A 10996-nucleotide genomic window follows, 5' to 3' on the forward strand; every position below is an offset into this window, starting at 1 on the left:
TAACCCGCAACGTAAGCATGTCAGAAACGGCATGCTGTCACCGGCTGACTTCGAGCAGCAGCAAAAATTGAAACTGCAAGGTGTCTAGAAAACTCGGGGCTATTCAGCCCGACTCGGCGATGGAGAGAAAATAAAGGCTCAAGGGCCGCGTCTGACCATAAGGCAGCTCCACATTTGCAAGTGCCTGGCAGGCCAGCGACGCGACCGCCAGAACGCTCTGCGCCGCAATGGCATCGGGTACCTGGACACGGGCCGCAATCGCCCGCGCTGCCTTGCCCAAGGTGTTGCCCAACGCCTCGGTGGGATAGGGCTCCGGTGCGGCCGGAGTGTCGAATAGCGGCAGTGGTTCATCCGCCTGAACGACGTGCAGCTTGGCGTCATCAACCAGGCGGCGCACCGCCTCACGTCCGAAGGCCATCAGGATGGCGTTGGCGTCCTTGTAAGCCGGATCGTCCGGCATGGCGATTGTGACGCGATGGCCATTTTCGTGTAGTTTTGTCACTTCGTTGATGAGTGATTTCGAAACGTCCGGCCCGTCACGATCGGCCACAATCGTGACGGGCATTTCTTTATCAATCGGGACATAGGCAAAGTTGCTCTGACCGAAGGCGCATTTGACCGGTCTGCCCGTCGCCTGCCACAGGCTCAAAGCATCCTCGGGGCCATCACAAATCAGAACCTCTCCTTCGCCGTTCAGAGTCATAGCGGCGCCCTTGAGCACGCCGTTGGTGATTTTGAGCTTGCGGCGTTTGCCGCTCTGCGAGGGTTCGGTCTCCTTAGCGTTGCCGTCCGGCTCAAGCATCACGCGCTGAACGGCTTTGCCCTTTCCTTCGCCATCGCGCGCGAGAAACACGATCGCGCAAGACGCAGCATGAAACTTAACGGCACTGACCGGTACGTCGCTTGGGTCAATGCCGCGCGAGGCCAGATACAGCGCCGCAGGCGTGTCTTTGATCGGTACGGATTGCCTGACAATCTCCCGCGCTTTTGCAATGCGGGTTGTCTCGTCGCGATCTGGCCCTTCGTCCTTCGACGCCGCCGCCAGTTCAGCAGTGGTCAGGGGTTCAAGGAATTGATCAATCATTTCCGCCCCCTTTCAGCCCCAGCATCGCGGTCAGCAGGCGGGCAGCCTCGCCCTGGCTGATGTTTTCGAGGTAAGCCACGAGGGCGATAATATCGCCGCCCTTATCGCCGGTGGCGAAGTCGGCCCAGCGGCCGTTGATCAGCGAAATCCGGAAAGATCCGGCATGGCGGTCGGCGCGCGTCGGATTGCGGGCGATCCATTCCCCGGCGACAGCTTTGCCGTCGGGGAGGATGCGGGCCAGAACGGCAGGAAGCGCAGCCATCGCCGCACTGTTGATTTTGGAAAAATAGGGGCGGCTCATGAGCGTGACCCCTCAGCCAGAATGCGCGCGACTTCAGAGCTTGGGATGATCGTGCGGCCGCCCAGCCGCACAACCCTGATCTTGCCGGCCTTCACCAGGCGATAAAACACCGTGCGGCCGATGCCGAAGGCGCAGAGAAATTCTGGCACAGAGTAAGCCAACTTCTCTGGCCGATTTTTCTGTGATTTGTCTTTCTCGTCATCCATCTTGAATTGTCCTCGTTCTTGACAATCCAAGTGAGCACCGATTCGGCTCCTGCGTCGAAAAGTCCATTCGAACCGAATTGGCCCGTGCAACGGGCTAATTGATTTTGCGCGGTCTTCTTCCGGATTTAGCGTTTGGATTCAATAGCTTAACTTCCTCAACAATTATTTTGCGAGGCTCGGTATAACCCGCAGCTCGGGCCAATTCGAAGGCAAACTTTTGTTGCAGATGGCCGTTTCGCTCCTTAAAACTTGCTGTCAAGAATTCTCGCAAACTCGGACGGCCGTCCTGCACCGGAAGCGGAAAGCAATCGATGATTTGTTCTCGCTCGAATCGCAACTCGGAAAGCGTCTGCTCTGATAAAAAGGCAAGATCGTCACGCGCAAGCTTGCCCTTCTGGGGATGAAAGGCGGCAATTTTGTCGGCCTGAAGACACTCAAGAAGCGTTCCTCTTGGGTTAGCGTCAAACACTGTTGCGTGCGTCGTCGACGGGTCATCATAAAAAACTGCGGCTCGCCAGCCCGAATTAATTTTCGTTGGATCACGGTAGGTGATCCAAGCTAATGCCTGATTTGCTGTCCAATATCTGCGTTCAAAATCGACAGAGGCTTGGTCGAGTCTTTGCCGATCATTCGAATTTTCGTCTTCTTCTTCAGCCATGTCATGTCCTCACGAAAAAACAGGCAATACCTCAGCACTTTGGCTCTCGATCATAGCAACAGCTCTGATACCAACAAAATAGGCCACAAACAGGCGAGCTAAGGAGGTTGTTGAAGATCTCGGCACAGCTTCAAAGCGTTTGAAAGCAACACGTATGCTGTAGCTTGTGTCTCTGCCTCGACGTAAACACGAAATTCCGGTGCGTTTCCGGAGGGGCGAAAATGCATCACTCGACCCGACTTAAGCTGCACGCGTAATCCATCTGTTTGGTTAATAGCGACTGGCTCTTCATCTAACTTTTTAAAGAACGTTATGAGCCGTTCCGAAATCGTTTCAAATTCAACAATAAAGGAATGAGCAACTTCACTGGGTACATGCTGCAAACGATCAGTAGCAGTGAATCGCGCGGACTCCTTAGCTATAAGCGCCGCAAGTCCCTCAGTCTGGATACAAGAGAGTGTGGCTAAGATAGGTAATAAGCTGTCACGCGTTGCGAGCGGGGGCAGAATACCCTTCGAAAGGTTAGCAGCAAAGCCTAAAAGAAAGCCACCATTTGCCTCATAGCCAACTACGCGTCCACCAAGTTGTTTCATCCCGGCTATGACAAACGGCGAGCCGATTTTTGTACGCAAAACGTGAGAGAATATTCCTTTAGCTTCAATACCTGTGTTGCAATTGATAGGTGTAACTACATGTTCGGCGCCTACTACCGAAGCCGTAATTTGCCCCAGAACATCGCCCGGTATCACTCGACCGGTATTATCGACTACTAGGGGCCTGTCGCCGTCGCCGTCGGTCGAAATCAGTGCGTCCAGTTTATGTTCGACGACCCAATCCGCAAGGCGGGATCGTACCGATGCCGAGATAGATTCTGTATCAACGGCCACGAACTCCGTTGTTCGGCCCACTTCAACGACCTCGGCACCCATTTCACATAAGGCTCTCATCAACAAAGTTCGGCATACTGCGCTATGCGCCCAAACACCTATTTTGAGCCCCCCCAGCGCCGTTGTTCCGAATGCGTTTACATATCGCTTGACCCAGGCGGGGCCTGGGTCAGCTTGAGAAATCGTCCCCCGGTGGGTGTTTTTAAAAGCGGACCAATGACGCACGGCAGCCAGAATTGCACTTTCATCTGCCTTAGATATTTCGCCGCCAGGCAGATAGAATTTTAATCCATTGCGGTCGGCTGGAATATGGCTGCCAGTGACCATAATCGCCGCTGCACCCGCGTTCATCGAAGCCAGCGCAAGAGCAGGCGTAGGCGTCTCGCCGCAATCGGTAACGTTAATTCCTGCTACGCGGGCTGTCTCGATTACTAACGCAGCTAACTGAGGTGAAGACGGACGAAGATCACGTGCCACGTAAAGCCCACTGCCCGTTGGACAAGCACTAAGAAAGGCGTTGACATACGTGGTCACGAACTCGGGAGTTAGATCGATGACGAGACCTCTTATTCCGCTGGTCCCGAATTTTGGTGTCATTAATGCTCTCACAAACCGATTGACGCAATTTGCGAAGTTTAGGCCGGTTCTCGCTTATCGTGGCCATGCGCATCTTCGAGGCGCACGATATCGTCCTCTCCAAGGTAGGAGCCAGTCTGCACTTCAATTAATTCGAGATCAATTTTGCCCGGATTACCTAGGCGATGCACCGCGCCTATAGGAATATAGATCGATTGATTTTCATGCAGAATCTCCACATCAGTGCCGCGCGTCACCTCGGCTGTTCCCTGAACGACAATCCAATGTTCTGCTCGGTGATAGTGCCTTTGTAGTGACAGCGTTCTGCCAGGCCTAACAACGATGCGCTTAACCTGATAGCGGGTGCCAAGGTCAATACTTTGATAATAACCCCAAGGACGATACATGCGCTGGTGATTGGTAGCCTCCGGTTCGCCATCTTGCTCTAATTGCGCCACCAACTGTTTGACTTTATCAGTCTGACTGGCATGAGTAACCAGCACTGCATCCGCTGTTGTCACCACTATCACGTCTTCAAGTCCAATAACTGCAGTTAATCGCTCCTGCGATCGAACCAGCAAATTACGCGACTGCATTGCGACGGCCCGGCCTTGCAAAACATTGCCAGCACCATCCTTCGAAGATAGCCGCCAGATTGTCTCCCAGAGACCGACGTCCGACCAGCCGACATCGGCATTAATAACAGCAGCCTTTTTTGTGTGTTCCATAACAGCGTAATCTATCGATATTTTTGGCGCCTTGGCGAAAGCCACAGCACCGAGCCGCAAAAAATCAAGATCGGGCTCCATGTCGGCCACAGCTGCTTCGGCTGCCTCTACCATCTCTGGTTGGAACTCACGCATTTCTGCCAACATCACGTCGGCACGAAACACGAAATTGCCCGAATTCCACAAATAACCCTGCTCTATAAAGCGCTGAGCAAGTACGGCATCAGGCTTTTCCACGAATCCATCAACTTCTCGAATGTTTACTACAGTATCCAATTCCTGACCTGGCTTGATGTAACCGTAGGACGTCGCGGCATGATCGGGGACAACACCAAAAGTGATAATACACCCTTTTGCTGCTGCTCGCGCGGCCTGCCTGCACAATTCAGCAAAGCCCGAACCATCCTGAATAACATGATCTGCTGCAAAAACTGCAACGATAGCCTCAGCATTCTGCTGGGCAGCCAGAACTGCTGCAACAGCAACTGCTGGCCCACTGTCGCGCGGACATGGTTCAAGTACGATCGTGGCTTTTTGTCCGATATCCGCCAATTGCTCAGCTACGCGAAAGGCGTAATCTGTATTGCTAAGCACCAATGGCTCTTCGAAAAGTGTACGGTCGCTTACGATCTCAATAATAGACTGAAACGTAGAGAGCTTACCCATTAGCGGAATGAATTGCTTCGGTAGGCTGCGGCGTGATTCCGGCCACATCCTCGTTCCCGAGCCGCCACACATTATTACCGGCAGTATTTTCATATTTTTTTACCCTAAAATGCCTCACCGATTCCAAACGCAAAAATTATCTTGCATGTATTCAATACACATTTTGTTCGCACTTTCGCGACCCACGCCATTTTCAATATGAGTATATAATGGATTATGCTTCAAAATATATAAATCTGAGTGCGGCGCATATCCGTTATGATTAGTCCAGATGTTAACGCCCTTTAAATTCAACATGCCAGACAGCCAGACATCATCGACAGTCCAAATTACAGCGGGTATATTCTACGCAGTGTCGTCAAAATAGTCGGGCTTGATGCAGGCGCCGCAATGACCCCCTAAAACATCAATGTAACGGTTATGTGTTGATTTTCTTCTCGGGGTGACCCGTTTTTCCATTTAGTGTTGATCCGCTTTATCTAAAAATTTTTTATAAATTTCAGTACTTTAATTAAGTCAAAACGGATCAGCGTAGAGTGAACAACTGAGTTAATCTGAAGCGAGAATTAACAATTTTGAAGCTTCGCTCAGCTTTAACGGAAGTGAACCCGTCTGGCGCTTCCGTGTTCTGGCTGTTGTCGATGACTTCACGCGGGAATGCTTTGCGCTTATGGCGGACACGTCTCTATCAGGCCTGCGTGTGGCGCAGGAACCGTATCCCATAATCGTCCGTCGAGGATGACCGCTAACAATTATCCGGCAACGGCACGGAACTGACCTTGATGGCCATCCTGAAACGGTGCCAGGAAAGCGGTATTGAACGGCACCACATCGCATCAGGCAAACTAATGCTAAAAGGCTTCCTCGAAAGCTTCACGGGTAGCGTCCGCGATGAATACCTTAACCAAACGCTGTTTTCATCAATAGCGCAAGAGTGAGCGCAGACCGCGACATGGAAGGAGAATTACAGCCGCAACAGGCCATATACTTCACTAGGCAACATGACTCCCAATGAGTTTGCAGTGAAAATCGTTGTGGAAAAAAGCTTCGCATGATGTCAAGTTGCAAGCCTCAAGCTCTCCCAGAATAATGGAGGGAGATCGGGTCAAATATCGTGACCAGCTAAGATCTAGGAAGAAATCCGTGTCTGTTTCAATACCAATCTCATTTGGCGAACTTATTGATAAAATTACCATTCTTGAAATAAAATTAGATCGGATAAAAGATGAAGTAAAATTGAAAAATGTAAAAAGCGAATACGAAAAACTAATAAAAATCTGCAAAATTGCCATTAAAAATGATAATAGAGTTGAAATTTTGCAACGTGAGCTCAAGCAGATCAACGAGAAACTTTGGGACATAGAGGATAATATCCGCGCCCTCGAACTCAAAAAGGATTTTAGTGAAAAATTCATCGAACTTGCGCGTGCCGTTTATCAGATTAACGACCAGCGCGCTACAGTGAAAAAAATCATAAATGAATATTTATTGAGCGATATAATTGAAGAGAAAAGTTATTTCAAATATAATAAAGCTGATATTATATAAATCAGATTTTAAATTATAAAATTAAAATAATTAAAATTCAAAAATATCGGGCAGGAATCAAATTTGGCGAAAGATCAGCTCTCAACAGATTTCGACGGTGCGGTCTATTCATTTAAAATTGGTAATTACGGCAATGCCGAGGCCATTTTAAACAAAATTTTGAAAAGGCATCCAAAGCACGTCGATTCCTTAAGTCTTCTTGGCCTCATTGGCATGAAGACACGGCGTCCCACCCTGAGCGTTCATGCTTTAAAGAAAGCAGCAAGGCTTGCGCCAGACCGTGCAAATGTTTTTCATTGGCTGGGGGATGTCTTATTCGATCTTGGCGAAAAAAATGAGGCTCTCGCCGCGTACAAAAGAGCCATATCCTTGGATTCGACGTCCTCAAATGCGCATTACAATGCCGCTCTTTGCCTGCATGCGCTCCGGCGGTTCAGCGAAGCTGTCAGTCATTTCGACAAAGCGATTATGATCTCGGCAGACGATGTTTCCGCCTATATAGGCAAAGGCTTAGCCCTGTATGAAATCGGAAATTTTGAAGAATCCATCGAAAACTATACAGTGGCTTTACGCATTCAGCCAAAATCTCACATTGCCTATTTTAACATGGGAAATTCTTTAACAGCTCTTGGAAAGACAAAAGAAGCCATTGTGAACTATAATAAAGCCCTCGAGTTCGATACAAAATTTCTGCCTGCGCTCATTAACCGCGGCAATTTATTCAAAGATGTCGACGAGTTTCAATTAGCGCTCAACGATTACGACGCAGCCATTCTTAATAATAGCGGGCTTCCCTCACTCTATTTGAACAGGGCTCTGGCGCTTGAAGGACTAGGACGCTCGCAAGAGGCGCTGGATAATCTTGAGAAGGCTCTTTGTCTTAATCCGAATTTTGCTGAGGCTTATAATAATAAGGCAAATATTTTATTTTTCATGGGAAGATTTGAAGAGGCTTTGCGAACCTATGATCAGGCACTAGAGCGTGATCCGCACTATACGGAAGCCAAATTTAATAAAGCGCTCAGACTTCTTGCCCTAGGCGACTTTGATCAGGGCTGGAAGCTCTATGAATGGAGAAAATTTAAAAAAGAACCGTTGGGTCATCGGACTTTCGACAAGCCGCTTTGGCTTGGGCATGAAGAGATTAAAGACAAAACCATACTCGTTCATGCTGAGCAGGGGCTTGGAGATACGATCCAGTTCTGTAGATATATCCTTTGTCTTGAAGCGCTAGGAGCCAAGATTTTATTCACGCCGCAAAAGCGGCTGTTGAGGCTGATGCAGAGTTTAAATACCAAGGCCACATTTGTGGATGCGGGATGTGAAGCATTGCAATTTGATTTTCATTGCCCCCTGATGAGTTTACCGGGTGCTTTGAAAAACTCGGTTTCGGACATTCCTTCTCAAGCGTCATATTTACGTGCCGATCCGGCGCGTATTGAGCATTGGCATCGTATTATTGGAGATCACGGATTTAAGATCGGCGTATGTTGGCAGGGCAGCACACAAAAAATTGACCGAGGGCGCTCATTTCGCCTCGAAGAATTCGCACCCCTAGCGGCCGACCCCCGAGTCAGGCTCATAAGTCTGCACCGGGGGGCGGGGGAAAGCCAGATCAACTCACTGCCAGAAGGAATGCGAGTTGAGACGCTCGGGGCGGAATTTGACGCTGGGGACAATGCCTTTCTGGATAGTGCTGCCGTCATGATGAATTGCGATCTAATCATCACGTCGGACACAGCCATTGCTCATCTGGCAGGCGCTCTCGGACGGCCCACCTGGGTCGCCCTACAATTTGTTCCCGACTGGCGCTGGATGCTAGAGCGGGAAGATAGCCCTTGGTATCCATCGGTCAGACTGTTTCGACAGAAAACCGTAGGAGATTGGAAAGGAGTATTCCGCGAAATCAAACAGGCGCTAAATTTTTGAGCTACTCGCCATTGACTGGACAGTATCCTAGGTCAATTAAGCTACTTTCTGATGCTGCTGGGAGGCGATGCGAATGAGCCTTCAGCCGCTTGGCGTCGGACACACCCATGCCGCCAAACTTAGCTTTCCAATTGTAAAACGTTGCCTCGGAGATTGCGTGTTTGCGCTTGAGATCGGCGACTTTCGCACCGCTCTCCTGTTTACGCAAAATGCCAATAATCTGTTCCTCTGTGAACCTTGTCGTCTTCATGTGTCCGTTCCTCATAGGACCGGACTCTAGTTCCAAATGGAGGAAATTTGCAGTGGCAGGTCACCCCATGATAAAAAATTCATACAAACGGAGCCCTCGCACAACATCCCCGGTACTATAGTCTCTCCACGGAAATCGCTTCGGACATTATCTCGGCCGACGAACCAGCCTTTGAGGACAACAGCACAGCATTCGCTGTTACACCGACAAGTCAAACTTTCAGGCGCGCAAACCAAGCAGCTTTCAACTCTTCCGCTTTTTATCTCGGTAATATGAAATAATGCTCCTAGACAAACCAAGCTCACGCGCAATTTGGGTGACTGGACGGCCTTCGAGTAATTTCAGATTAATTTTTTGAGCCACTTCAGGAGTGATTGGGGTCGGCTTTCTGCCGAGGTGTTTGTTTAACTGTCGAGCCGCTTGATGGCCTTCCAATGTTCGCTCAGAAAGGCGCTTGGATTCAAATTCCAGAACTGCGCAGAACGCGGAAATGATCAAGCTTCCTGCACTTCCAAGAACATTTACAGGACCGAACGTTGCACAATAGAGCTCTATCTCTTTGGCACGCATTATTTCAACGGTTGCAAGCACATCAGCTAAGTTCTTTCCAAGCCCATCGATTTTGTCGACGACCAGGCGATCGCCCCTATTTAGCTTTTCCAGCAGAGCTTTAAATTTGGGTCTGACAGCTGCCTCAATGATGATTGGTGCAATTTCTGACACGACTTCGTCAGGCTGAATGTCGAAGGTTCGAAGGTCGTGATTAAAATTTTCAGAGAGTTCTGAAAATCGAACATACCCATAAGTTTTCGGCATGGCTAGAACTCACAAAGAAAAAGGCCCCGGAGAACCGGGGCCTTTCTGAAAGCTTACGCCTCGCTCTTCAGATCAGAAGGAGCGGATGACGCGGAAGTCGACCTGGAAGTCGTCAGACTTCTTAGCCAAGCCGCTTTCAGCTGCAACACCAGAAGCATAGGCATTCAGCTTGTCTTCGTAGCGGATGTAGGTGGTATCGATACCGAACTCGAGGCCCTTGACCGGGGTCCACTTGGTAACCTGACCAATAGCCCATGCATTGTAGTTAAATGCAGTTGTGCCACCGGCGCCAGAGTTATCAAGACCATCAACGTTCGAGTAGCGGTTTTCACCATAGCTGCCACCGATCGTGGTCGAAACCGTCGGGGTCCAGTTGTGCTGGAAGTCGGCGATCACGTTCCAGGCATGCTGGTTGTGGCCGGTATCGGTGTCGTCGTAAGCATAGTCAGCATTGGTCACGCCGAGGCCGAAACGCTGGCCTGAACGGGTCATGCCGCTCCAGTTGATTGCGTTCTGGTCGTAGTTAGCCTGGAAGCCAATGAAGTCGCCAGCAGCAAGCATCGGCAGGTTGATCTTGACGAACGCGCCAAGGCCGTAGCCGGTCTTGGTGGTGCTGCCGAGATAATTCAAACCGGTACCATTAGGTCCGTAGGTCGAAATCGAAGCGCTGTGAATGCCGCCATCGATACCGGCTTCACCCCAGCCCTGCTTGACGGCGAGTTCTGCAACAACGTCCGGAGCACGACCGCCGTTGTAAGCCTGATCAACTATCGGCGCAGATGAAGTGCCATAATTGTAGGCATACAGACCACCGCGATTGTAAACGGCGTCTTCGATACCGATCGTGGCCGAGAAGCCGCCGCCGAAGGCTGCGGTGTACCACATGCCGTTCGACTTGAAGTCCGGGTTGAACATGGCATGGTTGTAGCCAGATTCAATGTGGTTGAAGAGGGTTTCCTTACGACCAGCGGTCAGGCCGGCGAAGGTCAGGTAAGCCTGGTCGATGTAAGCCGAGGCGTTGCCGTTGAAGGAGTTCGAAGCGCCCGAGTCAGCTTCGTAGCCGATGTGGGTGGTCAGATCGCCGTAGGAGGTCTTGGTGACGGTGTCGACAGTGATTTCAACGTCGGTCGAGATGTCGAAAGCGTTCTGGCCGCGGTGAGCAGCGGTGTCGCTCTTGATGTTCTTGCCCCATGCGTCGACTTCAACGTAGCCGCCGACCTTCAGGCAGGTGTCCGAACCCGGAATGTAGAAATAGCCAGCGCCAGCAGCGTCGCAAACCTTGACGTACTGAGCCGGTGCAGCCTTCTTCGAAGGAAGGTCAGCAGCATGCGCGGAAACAGCAGCCAC

At 50.4% G+C, this 10996-nt stretch carries 11 protein-coding genes and 1 pseudogene; 3 read left to right on the forward strand and 9 right to left on the reverse strand.

Translation table 11 applies throughout. From position 1 onward, the window contains the following. Positions 1–103: 103 nt before the first annotated feature. The 6 genes from AC0N03_RS16585 to AC0N03_RS16610 all read right to left on the reverse strand — a co-directional run bounded on the left by AC0N03_RS16585 (position 104) and on the right by AC0N03_RS16610 (position 5199). On the reverse strand, positions 104–1084 hold the full coding sequence (locus AC0N03_RS16585; protein ID WP_474290024.1) for a DUF7146 domain-containing protein: 981 nt from the start codon (positions 1082–1084) through the stop codon (positions 104–106). Next, entirely contained in the window at positions 1077–1385 is a 309-nt protein-coding gene (locus AC0N03_RS16590) for a hypothetical protein (protein WP_474290025.1), read from the reverse strand. Before AC0N03_RS16590 ends, AC0N03_RS16585 begins: the two co-directional genes overlap by 8 nt. Continuing rightward, complete coding sequence (locus tag AC0N03_RS16595; protein ID WP_474290026.1) at positions 1382–1591, reverse strand: helix-turn-helix domain-containing protein; 210 nt, start codon at positions 1589–1591, stop codon at positions 1382–1384. Before AC0N03_RS16595 ends, AC0N03_RS16590 begins: the two co-directional genes overlap by 4 nt. A 94-nt stretch (positions 1592–1685) precedes the next feature. After that, positions 1686–2249: a hypothetical protein gene (locus AC0N03_RS16600; RefSeq protein ID WP_474290027.1), complete on the reverse strand. Its 564-nt coding sequence runs from the start codon at positions 2247–2249 to the stop codon at positions 1686–1688. A gap of 98 nt (positions 2250–2347) precedes the next feature. Then, positions 2348–3733 carry a phosphomannomutase gene (locus tag AC0N03_RS16605; protein ID WP_474290028.1) on the reverse strand — a complete coding sequence of 462 codons (1386 nt, stop codon included), beginning with the start codon at positions 3731–3733 and terminating at the stop codon, positions 2348–2350. Between the two features lie 38 nt (positions 3734–3771). Further along, entirely contained in the window at positions 3772–5199 is a 1428-nt protein-coding gene (locus AC0N03_RS16610) for a mannose-1-phosphate guanylyltransferase/mannose-6-phosphate isomerase (RefSeq protein ID WP_474290029.1), read from the reverse strand. A gap of 689 nt (positions 5200–5888) precedes the next feature. On the opposite strand from AC0N03_RS16610, the gene AC0N03_RS16615 reads away from it, so the two are divergent. From AC0N03_RS16615 to AC0N03_RS16625, 3 genes are all read left to right on the forward strand, one after another. After that, positions 5889–6044, forward strand: coding sequence for an integrase core domain-containing protein (locus AC0N03_RS16615; RefSeq protein ID WP_474290030.1), 156 nt, complete (start codon positions 5889–5891; stop codon positions 6042–6044). A 205-nt stretch (positions 6045–6249) separates the two neighbouring features. After that, the gene (locus tag AC0N03_RS16620) at positions 6250–6654 is read left to right on the forward strand and encodes a DUF6165 family protein (protein WP_474290031.1); all 405 of its coding nucleotides are present in this window, start codon (positions 6250–6252) and stop codon (positions 6652–6654) included. 63 nt (positions 6655–6717) lie between these two features. Then, entirely contained in the window at positions 6718–8583 is a 1866-nt protein-coding gene (locus tag AC0N03_RS16625; protein WP_474290032.1) for a tetratricopeptide repeat protein, read from the forward strand. A 76-nt stretch (positions 8584–8659) separates the two neighbouring features. Here AC0N03_RS16625 and AC0N03_RS16630 read toward each other — a convergent pair. From AC0N03_RS16630 to AC0N03_RS16640, 3 genes and pseudogenes are all read right to left on the reverse strand, one after another. Next, positions 8660–8833, reverse strand: a pseudogene (locus AC0N03_RS16630) (transposase); the annotation flags it as partial. A 243-nt stretch (positions 8834–9076) separates the two neighbouring features. Next, positions 9077–9649: a recombinase family protein gene (locus AC0N03_RS16635; RefSeq protein ID WP_474290033.1), complete on the reverse strand. Its 573-nt coding sequence runs from the start codon at positions 9647–9649 to the stop codon at positions 9077–9079. Positions 9650–9721: 72 nt separating this feature from the next. Beyond that, complete coding sequence (locus AC0N03_RS16640; protein WP_474290034.1) at positions 9722–10996, reverse strand: porin; 1275 nt, start codon at positions 10994–10996, stop codon at positions 9722–9724.

This window comes from Methylocystis sp. sgz306128 (assembly GCF_056032725.1).

Excerpts from the sequence above, each read along its gene's own strand:
- AC0N03_RS16585 (WP_474290024.1), bottom strand. The coding sequence starts at position 1,084 with ATGATTGATCAATTCCTTGAACCCCTGACCACTGCTGAACTGGCGGCG.
- AC0N03_RS16590 (WP_474290025.1), bottom strand. The coding sequence starts at position 1,385 with ATGAGCCGCCCCTATTTTTCCAAAATCAACAGTGCGGCGATGGCTGCG.
- AC0N03_RS16595 (WP_474290026.1), bottom strand. The coding sequence starts at position 1,591 with ATGGATGACGAGAAAGACAAATCACAGAAAAATCGGCCAGAGAAGTTG.
- AC0N03_RS16600 (WP_474290027.1), bottom strand. The coding sequence starts at position 2,249 with ATGGCTGAAGAAGAAGACGAAAATTCGAATGATCGGCAAAGACTCGAC.
- AC0N03_RS16605 (WP_474290028.1), bottom strand. The coding sequence starts at position 3,733 with ATGACACCAAAATTCGGGACCAGCGGAATAAGAGGTCTCGTCATCGAT.
- AC0N03_RS16610 (WP_474290029.1), bottom strand. The coding sequence starts at position 5,199 with ATGAAAATACTGCCGGTAATAATGTGTGGCGGCTCGGGAACGAGGATG.
- AC0N03_RS16615 (WP_474290030.1), top strand. The coding sequence starts at position 5,889 with ATGGCCATCCTGAAACGGTGCCAGGAAAGCGGTATTGAACGGCACCAC.
- AC0N03_RS16635 (WP_474290033.1), bottom strand. The coding sequence starts at position 9,649 with ATGCCGAAAACTTATGGGTATGTTCGATTTTCAGAACTCTCTGAAAAT.